The organism is Pseudomonas sp. St386, from assembly GCF_018325865.1.
GTDB classification, from domain to species: domain Bacteria; phylum Pseudomonadota; class Gammaproteobacteria; order Pseudomonadales; family Pseudomonadaceae; genus Aquipseudomonas; species Aquipseudomonas brassicacearum.
Genome location: NZ_AP021900.1, coordinates 6,017,263 through 6,040,268 on the forward strand (window position 1 = coordinate 6,017,263; position 23,006 = coordinate 6,040,268).

Here is a 23,006-nt window from a genome sequence, read left to right on the forward strand (position 1 = left end):
CCATGGACAAAAAACCTGTCGATCCACAAAACCCTTGGCTGAACCTGCGCAACCTGACCCCGGCGCGCATCGCCCTGGGCCGCACCGGCACCAGCCTGCCGACCCAGGCGCAACTGGACTTTCAATACGCCCACGCCCAGGCCCGCGATGCGGTGCACCTGGCGTTCGATCACCAGGGCATTCGCGCCCAACTGAGCGAGCGCGGCCGTGAAAGCCTGCTGCTCCACAGCGCGGCGGCCGACCGACACAGTTATCTACAGCGCCCGGACCTGGGCCGACGGCTCGACGACGCCTCCGCGCAGGTCCTGGAGGATTACGCGGCGGCCCACCCTGGCGGCGTGGATCTGGCCATCGTCGTGGCTGACGGCCTGTCGGCGCTGGCGGTGCATCGCCATACCTTGCCGTTCCTGGCGCGGCTGGAAGAGCAGATCGCTGCTGACGGTTGGTCTGTGTCGCCAATAGTTTTAGTGGAGCAAGGCCGCGTTGCCGTGGCCGATGAAGTGGCACAGCGGCTCGGCGCGAAAATGTCGGTGATCCTGATCGGCGAACGCCCCGGCCTCAGCTCCCCCGACAGCCTGGGGCTGTATTTCACCTACGCCCCCAAGGTCGGCCTGACCGATGCCTATCGCAACTGCATCTCCAATGTCCGCCTCGAAGGTTTGAGTTACGGCATGGCCGCCCACCGCCTGATATACCTGATGCGCGAAGCCTGTCGCCGCCAGCTTTCGGGGGTCAATCTGAAGGACGAAGCCCAGGTTCACACTCTGGATTCGGAAAACGCTGCCGATATGAAAGGTAACTTCCTACTGGCGCCGCCCCGAAACTGATCCGTTTATCCGATTGCGTTTTTGATCCGCTTTCAGGCAGCATCAAAAGCACGGCAGCGCGATGTTGTTGTCTGAATATCTGTCGACCTTTGCAGACGAGACCTACCATGCGGATTATCCAAGCGACCCTGGAACACCTGGACCTGCTGACCCCATTGTTCGTCAAATACCGGGAATTCTACGGCTCCCTGCCCTACCCGGATTCGTCCCGAGCCTTCCTTGAAAAACGCCTGCGCCGCAAGGAATCGGTGATCTACCTGGCCTTGCCCGATGACGACGACAGCAAATTGCTGGGCTTTTGCCAGCTCTACCCAAGCTTCTCGTCGCTGTCGCTCAAGCGCGTGTGGATCCTCAACGACATCTACGTCGCCGAAGACGCCCGCCGCCAACTGGTGGCCGACAACCTGATCCGCACCGCGAAAAAAATGGCCAAGGAAACCAACGCCGTCCGCATGCGCGTCTCCACCAGCAGCAACAACGACGTGGCGCAGAAGACCTACGAGTCGATTGGGTTCAAGGAAGACACCGAATTCAAGAACTACGTGTTGCCGATCAGCGAGGGGATCTGAGCCGTTGGGAGCAATGTTGGATGTGATGGTTGGGGACATATCCATTGCTGCGGTGAGGGCGGCTTAGGGTTCCGCCCTTACGGCGGGTCACTTTCGAAAAGCCCGGAAGCCGGCCCAGTCGAAAGTAACCAAAGCGCTTTATGCCCCACCACTTGGTGCCTCGCTTAGGCTCGGCATGCCCTCACTCCGGCATTGCTCCGTGGGCCCGCCGCGAAGGGCCCTCCATGGCCCAGCGCGGCTATCCCGGCATCCATGCCGGGATACCCACTCCACAATGCCTGCGTTCGGCCAGCGTGGTTAACGGGGCGCCGAGATCAACATCCACCGCGAGGCGGCCTAACGGCCGACCTGACTCTCCCGGTCGTACACCCATCAGATCTGTTTGAGCAGGACCTGTGGGAGCAAAGCTTGCTCGCGAGGCGGCCTGCCAGCCGGCCTGGCTCTCCCAGTCGTACCCGATCCCATTGTGGGAGCGAGCTTGCTCGCGAAGGCGGCCTAACAGCCAGCCTGATTCTCCCGCTCATACACCTATCAGACCTGTGGGAGCAAAGCTTGCTCGCGATAGCGGTCCGTCAGGCCACATCAATACTGACTGTTCCACCGCCATCGCGAGCAAGCTCGCTCCCACACTGGTTTTGAGGCATGCACAAAAAACTAATACTCACCGCAATCCCCTGTGGGAGCGAGCTTGCTCGCGATAGCGGTAGTCCAGCTGCATCAATATCGAATGTGCCGCCATCTTCGCGAGCAAGCCCGCTTCAACAAGGTGCTCCCCTGCCCACAGAACCACCGAAATCCCCCGCTACAAACTCAACACGCGCTTCACAATCCTCGCCGTATAATGCCGCTCTTCCCGGCTTGTAAGAAAAAGCTACACACTCTGTAGCCATACTCAAAGCCAGACCCACAAGCCTGCCGAGTCGGGCCGCCACCACAGGTGCTATGCATGGATTTCAATCCCCTCGACCTCATTCTGCATCTCGACGTCTACCTCGACATGCTGGTGACCAACTACGGGACGTGGGTCTACGCCATCCTGTTCCTGGTGATCTTCTGTGAAACCGGCCTGGTGGTCACACCCTTCCTGCCGGGCGACTCGCTGCTGTTCATCGCCGGCGCCGTCGCCGCTGGTGGCGCCATGGACCCAGTCCTGCTGGGCGGCCTCTTGATGCTCGCGGCCATCCTCGGCGACAGCACCAACTACCTCATCGGCCGCACCGCCGGCGAAAAACTGTTCAGCAACCCCAACTCGAAAATCTTCCGCCGCGACTACCTGCAGCAAACCCACGACTTCTACGACAAACACGGCGGCAAAACCGTGACCCTGGCGCGCTTCCTGCCGATCATCCGCACCTTCGCGCCCTTCGTCGCCGGCGTCGGCAAGATGAACTACCTGCGCTTCTTTGGCTTCAGCGTCCTCGGCACCGTCCTCTGGGTCGGCGGCCTGGTGACCCTCGGCTATTTCTTCGGCAACGTGCCATTCATCAAGCAGAACCTGTCGCTGCTGGTCGTCGGCATCATCCTGCTGTCGCTGCTGCCGATGATCATCAGCCTGGTGCGCAGCAAACTGAGCCAGCGCGCCTCGAAAGCCCAACCACGCTGATCGCCATGTGGTCCCTGAGCAACTGGCGCCGCCGACGCACCCTCGCCAAACACCCCGTGGCCGAGGACACCTGGCAGCGAGTGCGCCAACAATTGAGCTTCCTCGACGGCATCAGCGCCGCCGAGGACCAATGGCTGCGGGAAGCCTGCGTACTGTTCCTGCACGACAAACACCTCACCGCCCTGCCCGGCGTCGAACTGCACCAGGAACAACGCCTGCTGCTCGCCGCCCAGGCCCAATTGCCGCTGATGCACCTGGGCGAACTGAACTGGTACCAAGGCTTCCACGAAATCGTCCTCTACCCCGACGACTTCCTCAGCCCCCAGCGCTACCGCGACGCCAGCGGCATCGAGCACGAATGGGACGGCGAACACAGCGGCGAAGCCTGGCCCCAAGGCCCGATCATCCTGGCCTGGGACGGCGTGATGGCCAGCGGCGGCTGGGACGGCTACAACCTGGTGATCCACGAACTGGCGCACAAACTCGACATGCTCAACGGCGACGCCAACGGCCTGCCACCGCTGCACGCCGACATGCGCGTCAGCGACTGGGCCGACGCCATGCAACAAGCCTTCGACGACCTCGACCGCCAACTCGACCACAACCCCGACGCAGAAACCGTCATCGACCCCTACGCCGCGGAAAACCCGGCGGAGTTCTTTGCCGTCACCAGCGAATACTTCTTCAGCGCCCCAGACCTGCTGCACCAGGCCTATCCCAAGGTCTACGAACAGCTCAAGGCGTTCTACCGTCAGGATCCATTGGCCCGGCTGCGGCAACTTCAGGCCGAAGATCCGGTCTATCAGGCGTCATACTAAGGTCTCTACGACCCTGGTAACGTGGCAACAGCGGCTGAATATGCCTATAATCGCCGCCACTTTTTGGTCAATCCGACCAGTCATTTGGTCAACTAACGGGGGCACCGCCCAATGAGCTACAGCAAGATTCCGGCTGGCAAAGACCTGCCGAACGACATCTACGTCGCGATCGAAATCCCGGCCAACCACGCCCCGATCAAATACGAAATCGACAAAGACAGCGACTGCCTGTTCGTTGACCGTTTCATGGCCACCCCCATGTTCTACCCGGCCAACTACGGTTACATCCCCAACACCCTGGCCGACGACGGCGACCCCCTCGACGTGCTGGTCGTGACTCCTTACCCAGTGGCTCCAGGCTCGGTCATCCGCGCCCGTCCAGTCGGCATCCTGAACATGACCGACGACGGCGGCGGCGATGCCAAAGTCATCGCAGTGCCACACGACAAACTGTCGCAACTGTACGTCGACGTGAAGGAATACACCGACCTGCCACCGCTGCTGATCCAGCAGATCGAGCACTTCTTCGCGAACTACAAAGATCTCGAAAAAGGCAAGTGGGTCAAGATCGAAGGCTGGGCCGGTGCAGACGCCGCCCGCGAAGCGATCACCAAGTCGGTTGCCGCCTACAAAGGCTGAAACAAACTTGATAAAGAACCCCGGTTTGCCCCGGGGTTTTTTTATGTCTTAATGGTTCCCAATACGAAACTGTATTAACACTGTGTAACCACGTTTAGCCCGCGCCTTTCAAATCCTGCAAACGGAAAGATCGTCTTATATATTTGAACGACTTGTTTATTGCCGAAAACACAGTCGCCCCTAAACTTTCCGTTTATGAAAATACTTTCCAGTGGCGACCGCTTCAGAGCCCTTCTAAGAGAAGCGAACATCCGTTCCGCCGACTTCGCGAAGTTATACGGCGTGAAATCCCAACACGTGAACAACTGGTTCAACCGTGGCATCCCACCCGGGCGCATCCACAGCATCGCCAGCCTGCTGACCGTCAGCCCAGAATGGCTCGCCCACGGCGAAGGCCCGCAGACCCCATTGGGCCTCGGCCCCGGCACCACCTATGAGGCGGCCGAAAACGATGGCGTCTACAGCGTGGTGGAACCCACGGACATTGAACTGCCTTTCTACAAGGAAGTCCCCATCGCCCCCGGCGAAACCAAAACCCACATCACCGAAATCCCCGACCAATCCATCCGCCTGCCCCGCAGCCACCTCGAATCCCTGGAAATAAACCCCAACGACGCCATCTGCATCACCATGGTCGGCGACAGCATGGCCGAACGCATCGCCGACGGCTCCACCCTCGCCATCGACCGCGGCCTGACCCAAATCGTCGACGGCCAAATCTACGCCCTCGAACACGACGGCATGCTGCGCATCAAATACCTGCACAGAATTCCCGGCAACCGACTGCGCCTGCGCAGCCACAACAGTGCTGCTTATCCGGATGAAGTCTTCAGCGCCGAACAGATCGACGCGCAACACATTCACGTGATCGGCTGGGTGTTCTGGTGGTCAACCCTCAACAAACAGAGACCGCCGGTGTTCGACTAACCCACCCGAACGGACAGACAAGCAAAGCTCCTTGCGCTGAGGAGCCTTTGTGACAGCAAACTTTTGTGACAGAGAGTTTGTGGCAAAGAGCTTTTGTGGCGAGGGAGCTTGCTCCCGCAGCAGCCCCTGCTTTTTTATCTGAATCACCCCTAACCCAATGATTCCACACCACTTACCACTGGGCTTCCGAACAAAACCCGCGTATCCTCCGCCCCACATTTGCGAGCCCACGCCTCGCACCGACAAGGCAGATCACTTTCTGACCAAGTCCCACAGCCGGCCGCAAGAGCCGGATGTACGTTTTGAAGGCTGGTAAGGTTTGTCAAAAACGAGCTGAATCAGTCAACGAGAAGCCGGCCATAAGCCGGCTTTTTAACTTTCAAAACCCTGATTTCATTGGCTTCCAGTCGAGCCCAATTTTACCTGCCCATACGCTGGAGAATGCCAGTTCACCGTTTCCGCTAGCGGTACGATATTGTCCCAAACACGTCGCGGGCAACTTCGCACGTTTTGGCTCCTTCTTCGTCCTTGGTTTGATCAGAATCAGCATAATACGAAACAGTCTGCATAATGGCATTCCACCCTATCAGGCGTTTGCATCGGGCCTCGTCAGCGCACTGGATGTCTTCGACTGGCAGAAATCGGTCAGGTATGGTCAATCGAGGACGATAACACTTACGCCCACAAGTTGGTTCTTAGATGGCTACAGAAGCAGGGCGACTCAGTCAGATGCCGTTATCAGTGGCTCGCCATGCCATTTGCTGTAGCGTTTACAAGGCCACGGCGTGTATCTTCACACGCACTATGGCCTCTCAGCACTTATTTAGGCGCCGAGCGCGAATTTCGCTGGACATGCCCTGCTGAAAGGGCGTGCCTAGCCGTTAGGGAATGACCAGATGACCCCCACTGAACAACAATTCTTCACCGAACTCGAAAAGAAGCTCTGGACGGCCGCTGATAAGCTGCGTTCGTCCTTGGATGCATCGGTTTACAAGCATGTGGTGCTTGGCCTGATTTTTCTCAAGTACGTATCCGACGCCTTCGAGGAGCGCCAGCGAGAGCTACGCGCGCAGCTCACCAACCCTGCCGACGATTACTTTATGGACCCGGAGGATTACGGCGACCTTGGTAGCGATGAGTACGAAGAGAATGTCGCCGCCGAGCTGGAGGTGCGCGACTATTACACCGAAAAAAACGTCTTCTGGGTGCCGATTGAAGCGCGCTGGCAAACACTGCGCGAGTTAGCGCAATTGCCACCCGGCGAACCTTTGCCTTGGAACGCGCCAGGTAAAGACATGGCAGAAAAGATGCGCACCGTCGGCTGGCTGATCGACAACGCCATGGACGCCATCGAGCGCGAGAACGTCAAACTCAAGAACGTGCTCAACAAGGAGTTTTCCCGCACCCAGCTCGACAGCCACAAGTTGGCCGACCTGATCGCCCACTTCTCCGACACCAACTTCAGCCAGCCTAGCTACAACGGTCAGCCGCTCAACCTAAAGAGCAAAGACATCCTTGGCCACGTCTACGAATACTTCCTTGGCCAGTTTGCCCTGGCGGAGGGCAAAAAAGGCGGCCAGTACTACACCCCCAAAAGCATCGTTACACTCATCGTGGAGATGCTGCAGCCTTTCAAGGGGCGGGTGTACGACCCCGCCATGGGGTCGGGCGGTTTTTTTGTGCAAAGCGAGGAATTTATCGCAGAGCATGGCGGCAAAGTGGCCAACGGCAAGACTGGCCAGATCAGTGTTTATGGCCAGGAAAGCAACCCCACCACCTGGAAACTGGCGGCCATGAACATGGCCATTCGTGGCTTGGACTTCAATTTTGGCGGCCAGCCTGGCGACACCCTGCAAAACGACCTGCATCCCGATCTGCGCGCCGACTATGTGATGGCCAACCCGCCTTTCAATATGAAGGAATGGTGGAACGCCAAGCTGGAACAAGACCCACGCTGGCTGGCGGGCACGCCCCCGCAAGGCAATGCTAACTTCGCCTGGCTGCAGCACATGCTCTACCACCTGGCCCCCACCGGCAGCATGGCGCTGCTGCTGGCCAATGGCTCGATGAGCAGTAACACCAACAACGAAGGCGAAATCCGCAAACAGCTGATCGAGCAAGACTACGTGGAGTGCATGGTGGCATTGCCCGGGCAGTTATTTACCAATACGCAGATTCCGGCCTGCATCTGGTTCCTGACTAAAGACAAGGCCAACGGTTTCAACCTCGACAAGAAAAAACGCAACCGGCGCGGCGAGTTGTTATTTATCGACGCCCGCCAGCTCGGCTATATGAAAGACCGCGTGCTGCGCGACTTCACCCTTGACGACATCGAAAAGGTGGCCAACACCTTCCACTCCTGGCAGCACAGCGAAGGCTACGAAGACGTGCCCGGCTTCTGCTATTCAGCGACACTGGAAGACATCCGCAAGCACGAGCACGTTTTGACGCCGGGGCGCTATGTGGGCGCCAAGGAGCAGGAGGATGAGGGCGAAGGTTTTGTCGACAAGATGGCGCGGCTGACAATGCAATTGACGGAGCAGTTTGCTGAGAGCGCCAAGCTAGAAGAAGAGATCAAGAAAAGTTTGACGGGGCTTGGATATGGTCTCTAATAACGGGTTCATGCCGCTTAGAGAACTAAGTGTCCGTATAACAAAAGGAACTACCCCAACCAAAGGCCAGGGATTCGTTTCGCAAGGAATCAATTACATCAAGTCTGAGTCAATTACTCCTGTCGGCACAATTGATAAATCAAAGTTCGCATTTATAGACGAGAAAACACATGCTGCACTAGAACGCTCTCAGCTGCGCGTCGGCAATGTCCTTTTCTCAATGGCAGGTGTCTACCTTGGCAAAACAGCTGTCGTACAACAAGAATACTTACCAGCAAACACAAACCAAGCGGTTGGCATCATTTCACTAGATGAATCAAAGGCAGACCCATACTTTATTCACTACGCACTTCAATCCCCGGAGTGCCGTGGCTGGGTTGCTCGATCTGCCGCTCAGTCTGCGCAACCGAACTTCAATCTAAAGGAGATTGGTGATCTACCAATACCCAAGTTTTCACTGCCAGTACAAAAGCAAATATCGGAAAGTCTACGGACCCTCGACAACAAAATTGCCCTCAGTCGCCGCATCAACCAAACCCTAGAAGCTATGGCTCAAGCCATCTTCAAATCGTGGTTTGTCGATTTCGACCCGGTCAAGGCCAAGATTGTCGCCATTCAGGAAGGCCGCGACCCGCTGCGCGCTGCGATGAGCGCCATCAGCGGCAAACCCGATGCCGAGCTTGAAGCGCTGCCGCCCGAGCAATACGAACAACTTGCTACCACTGCCGCGATGTTCCCGGATGAGATGGATGAATCCGCAGTGATGGATATTCCGAAGGGTTGGGCAGTCCAGGCCGCCGACTCGTTGACTGAGGTAGGTATTGGAAAGACCCCCCCAAGAAAAGAGCCCCAGTGGTTTACTGAAGGTCAGGGAGAGTGTCGGTGGGTATCAATCAGAGACATGGGCGCCAGCGGTGTTTTTCAGCAGCGATCCTCGGAATACCTTACCTTAGAGGCGGTTGCACGCTTCAATGTGCGGGTTGTGCCGGACCGAACAGTGCTTCTTAGCTTTAAGTTAACCATTGGCCGCGTAGCTATAACAGATGGCCCAATGGCGACTAATGAAGCTATTGCTCACTTTAAGTTACCTAGTGGTGCTGCGGTTTCGTCGGAGTACTTATATCTTTATCTGAAGGGTTTTGATTATTCGACGCTTGGTAGCACTTCATCTATTGCCGATGCGGTCAACTCAAAGACGATACGTGAAATGCCGATCATTGTGGCGAACCGTGATCTCGTTGTTAGATTCACAAAGTCAGTGACTCCTCTCTTTGAGGAGATGCGCAACCGGCAAAATGAAATGGCATCTCTTGCTTCGATACGTGACGCCCTGTTGCCCAAGCTGCTCTCGGGCGAGATTGAGGTGCTTGCATGAAGCATCTCAAACCGATTTTTGTTGATGCTTTGGCGCAGGAGGAAAGCCTCTTTGTCGACAAGGGTAGAGTCTATATCCGAAATAAGCACTGGGCGCCCGATGAAATTCTTGAAGTGTTGCTCAAGCCCGAAGCCTACAACGACCTATTTCTGGATTGGGTTCAGGAGCGAAAAGAAGAGCTAATCGAATCGGCAAAGGCCATTTTGGACGAGTTCGGCTTGCAAGATCGCTTTAGCAAGCTTAAGGAAGTTTATGCCAGAGGCGTTGTGGTTCCCTTCGTCGGTGCAGGTTTATCAGTCTCAAGTGGCTATCCTGGATGGACTGCATTCCTAAAGCAAAACATTCGCGAGACGGCGATCGACCCTCTCGCGTTCAACGAAGTCCTGCGTGCGGGTCTGTATGAGGACGCAGCTCAAAGACTGGCAGATGCTCTTGGCCCTGCTTTCAATGAATCGGTAGAAAATGCTTACGGGCGCTCGCGTGATATTTCGGGTTGTATACAACTTTTACCCCACGTATTCGATTCGTGCGTAATTACAACGAATTTTGACGACGTGGCTAAACGTTGTTACGAGGCCGCTGAAAAACCATTTTCGGAAGAACTGTCCGGCGAGCATTCCCGAGAACTTCCAAGGAAGCTGGCCGAGGGCAAGCGAGTACTGCTTAAACTGCATGGAACCTCTACCAGCCCCCGCGGCAGGATTCTTACTGCCGCTGAATACCAAAAACATTACGGCGATGGCGAAGAGCTACAGCATGCTATTGAAGCTATCTGCTCTAAGACTTTGTTGTTTATGGGCTGTAGCCTGACAGTTGACCGAACACTCACCGCAATGAAGACGTTCGTAGAAGCTAATGGACATGACAACGTCGCACGGCACTACGCTTTTCTGCCTGCACCAATTGATGGTGCAGAGCGAATTGCGCGACGAGATGCATTGATTGAATGCAACGTCTACCCGATCTGGTATCCGGCAGGAACGCACGACGAATCTATAGAGGCACTGCTGTTGGCACTGATGGAGAAGATATGAGTAACTCTGTCAAACAGATCGATATCTGGCGCAGTATCGCTTCCCGGCATGGGTATAGCCGTCATTTCATCGCAAATCGGCTTTGGTTGCCGGATTTAAATTAACTCATTGATTTTATGATTTTCTTATTTCATCACAAGCCAGGGCGTTTGCCAGCTAGCCCAGGAAGGCGTAAGGGTTTCACATGTTGAACGAACAGCAACTCGAAGAACTGTGCCTGAACTGGTTCCAGCAGGTTGGTTGGCGATTTGCCCATGGCCCGGATATTGCGCCGGATAGCAGCGCCCCCGAGCGTACCGACTACCGTCAGGTGGTTCTGCGAGAGAGCCTGCTGGCCGCACTGGCACGAATCAACCCGCAGATTCCGCCTGCCGCCCTTGAACAGGCCGTGCATGCGCTGCAAACGGTGAGCGAGCCGCAGATGGTGGTGCGCAACCGCAGCGTGCACCGTTTGTTGCTCAGCGGTGTGGCGGTGGAGTTTGAAGTCGGCGAGCAGAAGAAACAGGACTGGGTGTATTTCATCGACTTTGCCCAGCCCAGCAACAACGACTTTCTGGTAGTGAACCAATTCACCATCACCGGCACAAGGCAACCACGCCGGCCCGACTTGATCGCCTTCGTCAACGGCTTGCCGTTGGCCTTGGTGGAGCTGAAGAACCCCGCCAACGAACAAACAGACGTCTGGGACGCCTTTAACCAGTTGCAAACATACAAAGACGAGATCAGCGATCTGTTCAACAGCAACGCCGCCTTGGTGGTGAGTGATGGCTGGACGGCGCGGGTGGGTTCGCTCACGGCTAACGCCGAACGAATGCTGCCTTGGCGCACCATCCTCAATGAAGACGACCGGCCGAGCCTACAGATGGAGCTGGAGACGGTGGTGCGTGGCTTCTTCAAGCCCGAGTTGTTTCTGGATTACGTGCGGCACTTCGTGTTGTTCGAGCAGGATGGCGACAGCATTGTCAAAAAGATTGCCGGCTATCACCAGTTTCATGCGGTACGTGAGGCTGTGCGCGCCACGGTGATTGCTTCCCAAAATGCAGATAAAGGTGTGCTGGCGGTCCACGAGGAGCGTGCGACCTATGCCAAGGAGGTGCAGCCTGGCTCACGCAAAGCGGGCGTGGTGTGGCATACGCAGGGATCGGGCAAAAGCATCACCATGGCGTGCTACGCGGGCAAGCTGCTGCAGCAGCCCGAAATGAAAAACCCTACATTGGTCGTCGTGACCGACCGCAACGATTTGGACGGCCAGCTATTCGCAACCTTCTGCGCCGCCAGTGACTTGCTAAAGACCACCCCCCTGCAAGCCGGTGACCGCGATGAGCTACGCGAGATGCTGGCATCACGCGAGGCGGGCGGCATCATCTTCACCACAGTGCAGAAGTTCGCGCTGCAAGAGGAAGAAGAGGCGCATCCATTGCTCTCCGATCGCACCAATATCGTAGTGATCTCTGATGAGGCTCATCGCAGCCAGTACGGCACCAAAGGCCGATTGGACACAAAGACCGGCAGGTACGTGTTCGGCTATGCCAAACATCTGCACGACGCCTTGAAGAACGCCACCTTCCTTGGCTTTACAGGTACGCCCATAGCCTTGGAAGACCGCGATACCCGCGAGGTATTTGGTGACTACGTCAGCATCTATGACATTCAGGATGCCGTGGATGATGGCGCAACAGTGCCGATTTTCTACGAAAGCCGGCTTGCCAAGCTGGATGTGAACCAAGCCGAAATAGACACGCTCAATGAGCAGGTTGAAGAGGTTATTGAAGACGAAGAAGACATTGTCAGTCGAGAAAAAACCAAAGGCGAGTGGGCCGCGCTAGAAAAGCTTGTGGGTTCAGAACCTCGCCTGCAGCAGGTTGCGTGTGACCTGGTCGAGCACTTAGAGGCGCGCGTCTCTGTGGCAGACGGCAAGGCCATGATCGTGTGCATGAGTCGCGATATATGCGCCCATCTCTACAACGCCATCGTAAGCTTGCGTCCTGACTGGCACAGCGACGACCCCGAGCTAGGGGCTATCAAGATCGTGATGACAGGATCGGCTGCCGACAAGGCCCTGCTGCAGCCGCACCTTTACAGCAAGCAGGTGAAGAAACGTCTGGAAACTCGCTTCAAAGACGTGAAAGACCCGCTGAAGCTGGTGATTGTGCGCGACATGTGGCTGACGGGCTTTGACGCGCCGTGTTGCCACACCATGTACATCGACAAACCCATGAAAGGCCACAACCTGATGCAGGCCATTGCCCGCGTCAACCGGGTGTTTAAGAACAAGCCTGGCGGCCTGGTGGTTGATTATATCGGCATCGCCAACGAGCTGAAAGCGGCGCTGAAGACCTATACCGATGCCAAAGGTAAAGGTGACCCCACTCACAACTCTGCTGAAGCATTGGCTGTGCTGTTAGAGAAGATGGATATCGTGCGAGGAATGATGCACGGTTTCGATTACAGCGCATTTGAGACCCGGCCACTCGAACTACTGGTGCCCGTTGCCAACCATATTCTGGGCCTGAAGGACGGAAAAACACGCTTCCTCGACACCATGCTGGCAGTGACTAGGGCCTTTTCGTTGTGTGGCACATTGGATGAAGCCGCGCCACTGCGTAAGGAGATTGCTTTCTTCTCGGCCATCAAGGCGGCCATTACCAAGTTCACCACTGTCGATAAGAAGCGCAGCGATGCCGAGAAGAACAGCGCGCTCAAGCAGATTCTGGACAATGCCATCATCTCTGATGGGGTGGACGATATTTTTGCGCTAGCCGGGTTGGATAAGCCCAACATCGGCCTGCTCTCGGATGAGTTCCTGGAGGACGTGCGGCAGATGGAAAGCCGCAACCTTGCCGTGGAGCTGCTGGAAAAACTGTTGCGCGACGAAGTTAAGGCGCGCGCGCGAAACAACGTAGTGCAGGAGAAGAAGTACGGCGACCGCTTGCTGGAGACATTACGCAAGTATCACAACCGAGCGATCGAGACGGCGCAGGTTATCGAAGAACTGATCCAGATGGCCAAGGAATTCAAGGCCGCGCTGGAGCGGGAAGCTTCGCTGGGCCTAAGTCACGATGAAATTGCCTTCTACGATGCGTTGGCTAACAACGAAAGCGCGGTGCGCGAGCTGGGTGATGAGACGCTCAAGAAAATCGCCATGGAGCTTACCGAGAAGCTGCGCGCCAGTACGACTATCGATTGGCAGGTTCGTGAGAGCGTACGGGCGAAGCTGCGCATTTTGGTGCGTCGCTGTTTGCAGCGATGGAAGTACCCGCCAGACCAGCAATCAGATGCAGTGGAGTTGGTGCTGAAGCAGGCAGAGTCTCTGTCGAATGAGTGGTCACAGTAAGCCGGCAGTAATTACGAGGCCAATCGCACCGGGCAGCCAGCGTCGGTTGGCTGTTTTTTTGCAAATCTATCGTCACGCATCTCTCTTGCGTGGGCGATATTTCAGTGCGGGCACAAGAGAGGTGCGCGTTACTGCCGACCTATTACCTCATCACACAGGTTTTGACCGTTTGATCTTCAATCGGATGAAGCCGGGGCAGCAGATCGTAATCGACCAAAACTGAGACGCTGCGAGCGCGCCCCAGCTCGCGTGAGATCAGCCCGGCCTTTTCAGCATGACAGGTGAGCGACGCGTCTCTACGCAGGCACGTAAAAGTAACTCAACGGCACCAATCGCTTAGTCTCCGGATCGGTAGCTGGATAATGCGCCATCAACGTACGAGCCAATTCATCCAGCGTCCACATTGTCAGATGCACGTTAGCCCGCTCACCCTCATAAAGCGCCTCCTTTGTGAACCCTCCAGTGCTCACATACAGCCCTCGATCCTCCTTGTGCCGCCCACCAAGAAAGCTACGGATCTCATTACTCCCCATCCGTACATTTCGATGCTTAACCTCGACAACAATGCGCGGCGGCTCAAATCCAAAGCCGTCGGGCGAAGCGATGATATCTTTGCCACGATCAGCACCGGCTGGGGAGACGAGCGTTTTGTAGCCCATCGCTCGTAAGATGCCAGCAACCAGCTCCTGCATTTCAGACCAGTCCAGGCTATTGATTTGGTCCTTGATGCGCTCGAAAGCAATCTCCTGAACACCTTTCAGCGGATCTTCAAGAGCTTCGGGATCGTCGATTAAGTCTTTCGGCGGCGTCGATACGTCTTTACCGGTAGCAAGGGCAAGCAATTCCTTCTGAGCAACCTCCGCGACGTTAAATATGGTTAGTGTGGACCCCAAGCTATTTCTGCTGACGCTGTTTAGCTTGTCGCGATCAACCTCATGCGGATACCACTCAACAGGTCTGGTCAACGACATCCCATAGTCTGCCAGGTCGGGACGAAGCTGGCATGCGCCAGTGAAGCGACCTACCAAATAGGTCCGGTTCGCAGGTGAGTAAGTGACGACCGTGTCGCCTTCTTTGATTTCGTTAACGAAACGGAACACCTGAGAAGCACCCGATACCGCGCTAGCGTCCTTAATACCAGGTTGGAGTTCCTTATAAGCTTGGATCAAGGCCTTCCGGGAAACGCCAGGCTTTGCGGCAAGTGCTAACTGAGCCCAACCAATGGCTGCCAGATTGCGATCCCTGAAGTCGTCATAGAGACGACCGCCATCACCTCGAACCATCCACATCGTTGGCATATTGGTACTCATCCTTTCCACGGAGTCGGGAACGTGAATGTAGCAATGGCGATAGCACCGTGTGAATCAAAGATTCAGAAAGCCAGCCATAGGCACTCCTGGGCAAATGCCCAGCTCAGATAACACGGGCCGGCGATTCAAAATGGAAGCAAAGCACACTGCAGCAAGCGCTACCGACAATAGCGATTTAATAAACCAGCCCGCATAGTTACCGGTCTAGGGCGCTGCTGTGGTCATGATCTACATTAGCGATTAAATGAAATTCACAGCCAAAATTGAGCGACGAACCCTCGGCGCTCCCATACCTGACTCCCATTGCCGCGACCTCTCACGAAAAAAGGCCTTGCTGAACAAGACCTTTTTTCCTCTCAAAGCGCGAATGCCTCGCCCTTCTACCTCACTTCAACAATATCCAAAGCCCGATTCGCCAACAGTTCACTCACCTCAATCACCTGCAAAATCCCCAACGCAAAATGCCGTCGCGATCCCTCAAGACCAAACGCCAAATCACTGATCATGGCATTGGCAGAAGCCAGGTTTTCGCTGAGATTGGCAAGCAGACATTCCGAATCAACATCCGGTGCGATACGGAAGATGGTGTTGGGTTTGTCAGACGTTTCGTCCTTCGGCGTAGGCTTCAAGTAGTAATCCAACGCCCGGTTGGCAGCATCATCAAGCTTGTTATTACGAGCCGACTGAGCGCGAGACACATGCTCATCTGCAGTCGGAGGGTTCGGTGTAATTTTGACCATAGCCTTAACTCTCTTTGGTGAGGCCACGACCCTCTCGCTGCTAAACGAGTGGGTGGCAGCTGTACGCGGGTTAGCAGACCGACGAGTTAAGAAATCGGCGCGCCCAAGGGCGCCCCACGCACAGCCACCATCAAGTGCAGGGATGGGGATACCTGACTGATGAAGCTTGATGCGACTCAACTCGACGGGCTGCTAAACCCGATCACTGATGCTCAGTGACAGGATTCAAACTACCGACGCCCTCCAAGACGCACAAGCCGGCGGATTCTGGCGTAGTTGTAGGCAATGGCGCAAGGCGATGTCGGTCGTGGCTGGCCTCGTGGAGACACGATAAACAGCTGGCCGAAATGTTGTTGATACACCGCTATCGCGAGCAAGCTCGCTCCCACAGAGTAGCTTGCGTCAGGCATTTCAAACGTAGGAATGGCGGAGCGGGTTATGCGGTGCGTCAGCGTCATTTAGCAAGGCGCGACGCTGCGGTCGGGGAATTGCGCAGCAGGCTGCTGCACTACTTAAGAGAACTCATCGTTCCAAGTGCGCAGTGCGGAAATGCATTCGCGACTGGCTGCATCCTTGCAGCCAGTCGCGAAGAGGATTACGACGCGTTATTCAATGGGGCTTGCGAGCAATGTCGCAATGAATCAGGCGGGATATCTCGATCATATCCACGACGGTTTTGTCATCGACCGCAAACCCGCTGCCTGAAACCCCTGTGTTGCTGTTACTTGAGTGTGACGTCGAGCATCGGCGGGATGTAACCGTAGTCGTACTCGGCCACCACGAACGTCTGCAGCCCCTTTATTTTCATGCCCACCGTTGGCGCCTCGGTGCCACCGACACGAATCTGCGTGCCGGTTTCGTCGGTCGGTACGCTGTCGATGAAGGAGGTCACCAGGCCGTTTGGCATTACATAGTGCGAGTAGGTCTGGAATGGCTGCGAGGACGGGTTGCCCAGCACCAGGCCGGAGCCGTTCAGTGGCACGTAAGGGCCGAACAGCGAGTCCGCGACGAAACCGTACACCCCGTCCGGGCCGGTGACACCGTCGGCATAGGTGAAGGTATGGCTGATCGTGAACAGGTAGTACTTGCCATCCTGGAACACGAAGTGCGGGCGCTCGGTCTGGTCGTTTACCCCGACGGCGGTCAGCAGTGGCGGCAACATTTCCCAGTCGTCACCGTCCGCGTCGCGGGCCACGGCGATGCCGACACAGGCGGTCTGGTAGCGCGAGTTGCCGACATCTTCATAACCCGGCGGCACGTCGCCGATTTCTGCCTCGCCTACTTTGTGCGAGCCGCGCTCACCGGCCACGTTGCCCTCGAACAGCATGTACAGCTTGCCATCTTTCGGGTCGCGGAAAGGCCATGGGTCGCGGAAACCCCAGAACGCGTTTTGTGCTTCGGTCTGGTACATCTTGCCGTCAGCCTCGAACAGCGGCTTGACCTTCTCGAAGCCGACCATGCTGACACCATGTTCAGTGGTCACTACCCGACCGCGCACCTTGACGATGGTCGCGCCTGGAGTGACGGCGGTGTAATACAGGTCCACTTCACCTCGGTCGTTCAACAGGATCGGCGTACCGGCCCATTCGCGAGCGGTCGGCGAAACGCCTTCGGCCATCACGCGGCCACCGAATTCCCAGTTCTTGCCGGTACGAGAGAACCAGTAGTACATCTTTGCCCGACCGTGACGATCGTTCCAGTCGCGGAGGATGTCGTAGTTGCCGTCCTCGTCGAGGTACTGCGGGTCGTTTGGATGACGATCGGCAGTCAGGGTAAAGATTACCGACCAGCCATCGACGGACGTCACGTTACCGTCCAGGTCGCGCAAGGGCATGGTGTCCCAGATGAACACGTCGTTGTTCAGTACCGGGAAATCCGCGCTGACCAGCGGCTGAGTGGTGGTGGGATCATCTGCCCGGACTTTCAACGCGTCGGCGCGGGTCCAGAGGCTGGGTTGATGGGGGGTTACACCGAATTTTTCAGTGGTGGTTTTCATAGGTTATTGCCTCGTCCATGAATGGATTCAAATAAATAGTGATTTAGAAATACTGTATGTGCATACAGTGAAGCCACCTTATAGGGGGTTATGCATGTGGGTCAAGCATAAAAATGCATTTGTGCATAATTGGATTTTTTCTTTGGGCTGATACGTTTCAGCTGTGAACGTTTGCAGAAGTTAGTTCATGGGGAGATCGACGACGTTGGCTGCACGGTCGGCGCTCTGAACGCTACTCGGTGGAAAGCGCGCGTAACGGGGCACCGGGCGAAAGCAATGCATAGAGGGATTGGCCAACTGAGCCTGCGGGTTTTGCGCAAAGGCCAATGCAGGGTGGGGAGCCACACGGGGTTTAGATTTGTCGCCGTCGGCGGCGTGAAGGGAAGCGGGACGTGGTGAGCTGCTTGCGAGGTGGTGAGTCAGTGGTTTTGATGTTGACTGGTGTGCCGCTATCGCGAGCAAGCTCGCTCCCACAGTGGGAGCTGCGAAATGCCTGTTATGGCGGTGGGTCACGAACGCTCAGTCACTCAATACCCGGGGTAAGCGCGGCTCTGAATTTCACACATCGAGGTCAGGCTTGGTCTAGGCAAACGCGCAAACAAAACTCCTGACGCGGCCGGCTTCAACACCCAACAAGCCTATTTCGGTTTCATCAATGGCTTGGAGTTGAACCAGGTTCATGCCTTCGCGCCGGTAAACTGCACTGCCCTCTGAATCTGCATGTACCACATACCCCCCATGCTTTACGCCTACACGACCTTTATCGAGAACAATACTGGCCGAGACCAGGATATGGAAATCCAGGACGTTGTTCTTATGCAGAACCGTCGCGCCAATGAAATGTTCTGCGCATATTTCCAAAGCCATTTGCAGCCCATGGATCGCTGGGGTTTCCCGATAACTGCCCGGCATGAATATCTTATCTTCCCAGAACTGCGCGTCATTCAGTTCTTCCAGCCCATCGTTTCCTATGTTGGGGTAACGTTTATGCTGGTAAAAAACGTTTCCATTCCAAATGATGAAGCCTGTATTTCTAACGATTCCGCTGCCGGCTTCTGAACCATCTGTTTCGATTTTTGCGATCCGCTCCTTCGTAGCCTTTGCATAATCGCCATAAACCCCTTTGTTCATGCGGTCCCGCTCCGGGATTTCATTCACAACCGCATCTATTTCCGCACCATATTTTGCCTTGTTGATATTTCTGGCCTGCCCCCATGATTTCAACTGCTGGGTTCCCCTTTTCAGCTTCCTGGAATCTGGACGCAACATTGACTTGAACCAAAGCGTCGTGCCTGGGACCAGTATCAGCCATGGATTTATCTTTGAAATATCTATCAATGTTGCACGGATGATTTCTTTTTCTTCCTCCGAAATAAACGAGACAGGCATTTCCTTGGAGAAAAGGTACTCGGGGGCAACGACAAGACAATAATCCAGTTGATGTCGATCGATATGTTTGGCGAAGGCAGTTCTCGCCATGTACAGCAAAGCCCCGATTCTAAGCTGTATGCAGAGAAGGCTATTCTCGACGGGAACTCTTAATCTGCGTGTATCGAAGTCCCAGACCACCACCAGCACGTTCGGCATCCTTTCCTCCCGCCTGGCTGCTGAGCGGTGCCGCAAGCCGGGTTGGCCGCATTCGTGTGAGAAGGCACTTGGCGCATATTCCAGGAAAATTCAGCTTAGATGAGCCAGGACGATTTGGCCGACAGCCCCTGAAAAATATTTGTGAAACGCAAGAGTCGAGGCTCTTTTGGATGCCGCAAAAAAAATCGGGCAGGTGACCAAACTGCCCGACGCCAACGACCTGCCCCATCACCCCAACGTATTCAAACAAACCACCTTCGGCTGGGTCATTTCCTCATACGCGAAGCGCACCCCTTCCCTGCCCAAACTGCCGTACTTGGAACCGCCAAACGGCATCGCATCAAACCGGAAATCCGACGAATCATTGATCATCACACCCCCCGCTTCGATCCGCCGCGCAGCGCTCATCGCGGTGTTGAGGTCGTTGGTGAAGATCCCAGCGTGAAGCGCGTATTCAGGTTCGTTAGCCAACGCGATGGCCTCATCAAACGTGTCGAACGGCTGCAACACCACCACTGGCGCAAAGGCTTCGTTGCGCCAGAGTCGGCTGGAATGATCGACATTCTCCAGGACGGTGGCGGCGTAGCAGGTGCCTTGGCGGCGATGACCGCTGAGCAAGGTGGCGCCTTGTTGCAGGGCTTCGTTGACCACCTGTTCGGCGTTCTGCGCGGCTTGTTGGGTGATCATCGGGCCGATGTCGGTGTTGGCGAGCAGTGGGTTGCCGACGACGAGGGCTTGGGCCTGGTTGACGAAGCGTTCGCGGAAGGCTTCGTAGATCGGTGCGTGGATGAGCAGGCGTTGGGTGCCGATGCAGTTTTGCCCGGCGGCCCAGAAGGCGCCGGAGATGCAGCTGTCGACGGCGGCGTCGAGGTTGCAGTCGCCCATGACGATGACGGGGGCGTTGCCGCCGAGGTCCATGGCGAGTTTTTTCAGGCCGGCAGTGCGGGCGATTTGTTCGCCGGTGACGAAGCCGCCGGTGAAGGAGATCATCCGCACGTCGCGGGCGGCGACCAGGGCTTTGCCCAGTTCCGCGCCGCCGGTGGCGACGGTGACCACGGTTTCAGGCAGGCCGGCGGCGACCAGGTACGACACCAGTTTGAGGGCCGACAACGGTGCCAGCTCGGACGGTTTGAGGATCACCGCGTTGCCGCCAGCGATGGCCGGGCCGAGTTTGTGGGCGACCAGGTTCAGCGGGTCGTTGTAGGGGGTGATGGCGACGATCAGGCCCAGGGGTTCGCGGGTGAACCAGCCCTGGCGCGATTCGGCGCCTTCGTAGGCGTCGAACGGTACGATTTCGCCGGCGTTGCGCTTGGCTTCTTCGGCGGAGAGCTTGAGGGTGTTGACGCAGCGTTTGACTTCTTTTTCCGCCTGCTTGAGGGTCTTGCCGGCTTCGTCGACGATCAGCCGGGCGAAGGCTTTGGCGTCGCGCTCGATGTTCAGTGCCGCGTGTTCGAGAATGCTGGCGCGGCGATGACGTGGGAGTGCGGCGCAGGCGCGTGCGCCACTGCGGCCGGTCTCGAGCAGGTGTGGGACTTCTGAGGCGCACACGTCGGCGACGGTGCCGACGATGCTGCCATCAAACGGGTTGAGGACTTCGATGTGCGGTTCGACGACCGCCAGGGCCAGGCGCGATACGTTCACAGGGTGTGCTCCTGTTTGCGGGTTGCCGATTGGTGGATGTGGATGATGTCCGACAGCAGTGCGAAGGCGGTTTCGGTACGGCCTGCGCCCGGACCGGAGACGGTGACGGCGCCGAGCAGTTCGCTGGTGAACGACACAGCGTTGGTGGCGCCGCTGATGCTCGCCAGTGGGTGGTCGTTGCTCAGCAGGCGTGGTTCAACGCTGGCACTGATGGAACCGTCGGCCTGGCGCGTGGCGGCGCCGATGAGTTTCCAGCGGGCGCCGTCGTGGCGGGTTTTTTCGATGTCGGCGAGGCTGAGGGCGGAGATGCCGCTGCAGGTGACGTCGTTGACGGTGAGTTTGGCGTCCAGCAGTTCGTTGGCGAGGATCACCACTTTGAGTCGCACGTCGTGGCCTTCGACGTCTGCCGTTGGGTCGGCTTCGGCGTAGCCCAGGGCTTGGGCCTGGCTGACGGCTTCGGCGAACCCGAGGCCGCCTTCCATGCAGGTGAGGACGAAGTTGGAGGTGCCGTTGAGGATGCCTTCGAAACCGGTGATCGAGCTGCCGGCCAGGGACTGTTTGGCGAGGCGAATGACCGGGGTGCCGCTCATGACCGAGCCTTCGTATTCGAAAGCGACGTTGTTGCGCTGGGCCAAGGCTTTGAGCTCGGCGCCGTGCAGGGCGATGGGGCCTTTGTTGGTGGTGACCACGTGTTTGCCGCGCTCCAGGGCCCAGCGGCAGAACGAGGTGGCAGGCTCGCCGTCCACCGGATTGGTGAAGGTGGCTTCGGCGATGATGTCGGCGCCGCAGTCTTTGATCACGGCTTCGTTGAGGGCGTCGACGGTGCCGCCGGGCAGCTGAGCCATGGCGCCTTTGGTGGTGGGCAGTTTGGCCAGCAATGCGGCGTCGAGGCCGTGGCGGTCCATCACCGAACCGAGGAACAGGTCGGTCACGCCGACGATTTTCAGGGTGAAGCCGAGCTCGGTTTTCCACTGCTGGTTGCGCTCGGCAATCAGTTGAGCCAATGCCCGGTTCACACCGCCGAAGCCGACCAGCGCCAGTTTGTATTCAGTCATTTTTGTTATGTCCTTGATCCGGGTGATTGGAGTTGTTGGGATCTAGGTTAGGGAGGTGGCGTGGGCAGTGAAATATGCCAATTTGCTCTATTTTTTGGGCGTTTTGACCAGGGGGTGGGCAAAGCGGTAGGTGTGGATTCGATCGTTCCCACGCTCTGCGTGGACATGCATCCCGTGACGCTCTGCGTCGCCCTCTCAGAAGCGGAACGCGGAGCGTCCCTGGCGGCATTCCCACGCGGGAGCGTGAGGAACGATCGCTCACAGCCCCCGCGACCTGATCGTTCCCACGCTCTGCGTGGGCATGCATCCCGTGACGCTCTGCGTCGCCTCGCAGAAGCGGAACGCGGAGCGTCCCTGGCGGCATTCCCACGCGGGAGCGTGAGGAACGATCGCTCACAGCCCCCGCGACCTGATCGTTCCCACGCTCTGCGTGGTAATGCATCCCGTGACGCTCTGCGTCGCCCTCTCAGAAGCGGAACGCGGAGCGTCCCTGGCGGCATTCCCACGCGGGAGCGTGAGGAACGATCGCTCACAGCCCCCGCGACCTGATCGTTCCCACGCTCTGCGTGGGCATGCATCCCGTGACGCTCTGCGTCGCCTCGCAGAAGCGGAACGCGGAGCGTCCCTGGCGGCATTCCCACGCGGGAGCGTGAGGAACGATCGCTCACAGCCCCCGCGACATGATCGTTCCCACGCTCTGCGTGGGCATGCATCCCGTGACGCTCTGCGTCGCCTCGCAGAAGCGGAACGCGGAGCGTCCCTGGCGGCATTCCCTCGCGGGAGCGTGAGGAACGATCGTTCACAGCCCCCGCGACCTGATCGTTCCCACGCTCTGCGTGGGCATGCATCCCGTGACGCTCTGCGTCGCCTCGCAGAAGCGGAACGCGGAGCGTCCCTGGCGGCATTCCCACGCGGGAGCGTGAGGAACGATCGTTCACA

Annotated in this window: 16 protein-coding genes; 10 read left to right on the forward strand and 6 right to left on the reverse strand. The window is 57.2% G+C overall.

The features are described from left to right. Positions 1-2: 2 nt before the first annotated feature. The 10 genes from eutC (at position 3) to KI235_RS26715 (ending at position 13,738) form a co-directional block, all read left to right on the forward strand. Positions 3-827: an ethanolamine ammonia-lyase subunit EutC gene (gene eutC / locus KI235_RS26670; protein ID WP_003205922.1), complete on the forward strand. Its 825-nt coding sequence runs from the start codon at positions 3-5 to the stop codon at positions 825-827. A gap of 107 nt (positions 828-934) precedes the next feature. Continuing rightward, positions 935-1,396 (forward strand): N-acetyltransferase, encoded by a 462-nt coding sequence (locus tag KI235_RS26675; protein ID WP_013694280.1) that lies wholly within the window; start codon positions 935-937, stop codon positions 1,394-1,396. Positions 1,397-2,342: 946 nt separating this feature from the next. Next, complete coding sequence (locus KI235_RS26680) at positions 2,343-2,999, forward strand: DedA family protein (protein ID WP_027912058.1); 657 nt, start codon at positions 2,343-2,345, stop codon at positions 2,997-2,999. 5 nt (positions 3,000-3,004) lie between these two features. Beyond that, positions 3,005-3,817: a M90 family metallopeptidase gene (locus KI235_RS26685; protein WP_003205930.1), complete on the forward strand. Its 813-nt coding sequence runs from the start codon at positions 3,005-3,007 to the stop codon at positions 3,815-3,817. A gap of 111 nt (positions 3,818-3,928) precedes the next feature. Continuing rightward, positions 3,929-4,456, forward strand: a complete 528-nt coding sequence (ppa, locus tag KI235_RS26690; protein ID WP_003205933.1) for an inorganic diphosphatase — start codon at positions 3,929-3,931, stop codon at positions 4,454-4,456. A 195-nt stretch (positions 4,457-4,651) separates the two neighbouring features. Beyond that, positions 4,652-5,383 carry a helix-turn-helix transcriptional regulator gene (locus KI235_RS26695; RefSeq protein ID WP_027912057.1) on the forward strand — a complete coding sequence of 244 codons (732 nt, stop codon included), beginning with the start codon at positions 4,652-4,654 and terminating at the stop codon, positions 5,381-5,383. Positions 5,384-6,279: 896 nt separating this feature from the next. Beyond that, positions 6,280-7,995, forward strand: a complete 1,716-nt coding sequence (locus tag KI235_RS26700) for a class I SAM-dependent DNA methyltransferase (RefSeq protein ID WP_212795368.1) — start codon at positions 6,280-6,282, stop codon at positions 7,993-7,995. Beyond that, positions 7,985-9,370: a restriction endonuclease subunit S gene (locus tag KI235_RS26705; protein ID WP_212795369.1), complete on the forward strand. Its 1,386-nt coding sequence runs from the start codon at positions 7,985-7,987 to the stop codon at positions 9,368-9,370. The genes KI235_RS26700 and KI235_RS26705 overlap by 11 nt, the downstream gene beginning before the upstream one ends. Next, positions 9,367-10,404: an SIR2 family protein gene (locus KI235_RS26710; protein WP_212795370.1), complete on the forward strand. Its 1,038-nt coding sequence runs from the start codon at positions 9,367-9,369 to the stop codon at positions 10,402-10,404. The genes KI235_RS26705 and KI235_RS26710 overlap by 4 nt, the downstream gene beginning before the upstream one ends. Before the next feature lie 184 nt (positions 10,405-10,588). Next, on the forward strand, positions 10,589-13,738 hold the full coding sequence (locus tag KI235_RS26715; protein WP_244864269.1) for a type I restriction endonuclease subunit R: 3,150 nt from the start codon (positions 10,589-10,591) through the stop codon (positions 13,736-13,738). Between the two features lie 296 nt (positions 13,739-14,034). Here KI235_RS26715 and KI235_RS26720 read toward each other — a convergent pair whose 3' ends face one another. The 6 genes from KI235_RS26720 to KI235_RS26745 form a co-directional block, all read right to left on the reverse strand. After that, complete coding sequence (locus KI235_RS26720; RefSeq protein WP_212795371.1) at positions 14,035-15,036, reverse strand: restriction endonuclease; 1,002 nt, start codon at positions 15,034-15,036, stop codon at positions 14,035-14,037. A gap of 392 nt (positions 15,037-15,428) precedes the next feature. Continuing rightward, a complete protein-coding gene (locus tag KI235_RS26725; protein ID WP_123423023.1) occupies positions 15,429-15,788 on the reverse strand; it encodes a DUF6124 family protein in 360 nt (119 codons plus the stop codon). A 721-nt stretch (positions 15,789-16,509) separates the two neighbouring features. After that, on the reverse strand, positions 16,510-17,784 hold the full coding sequence (locus tag KI235_RS26730; protein WP_014340408.1) for a glycoside hydrolase family 68 protein: 1,275 nt from the start codon (positions 17,782-17,784) through the stop codon (positions 16,510-16,512). Positions 17,785-18,366: 582 nt separating this feature from the next. Then, on the reverse strand, positions 18,367-19,371 hold the full coding sequence (locus tag KI235_RS26735) for a hypothetical protein (protein ID WP_013694290.1): 1,005 nt from the start codon (positions 19,369-19,371) through the stop codon (positions 18,367-18,369). Positions 19,372-19,599: 228 nt separating this feature from the next. Continuing rightward, on the reverse strand, positions 19,600-21,012 hold the full coding sequence (locus KI235_RS26740) for an aldehyde dehydrogenase family protein (protein ID WP_212795372.1): 1,413 nt from the start codon (positions 21,010-21,012) through the stop codon (positions 19,600-19,602). Then, positions 21,009-22,067 (reverse strand): homoserine dehydrogenase, encoded by a 1,059-nt coding sequence (locus KI235_RS26745; RefSeq protein ID WP_212795373.1) that lies wholly within the window; start codon positions 22,065-22,067, stop codon positions 21,009-21,011. Before KI235_RS26745 ends, KI235_RS26740 begins: the two co-directional genes overlap by 4 nt. Positions 22,068-23,006 lie beyond the last annotated feature (939 nt).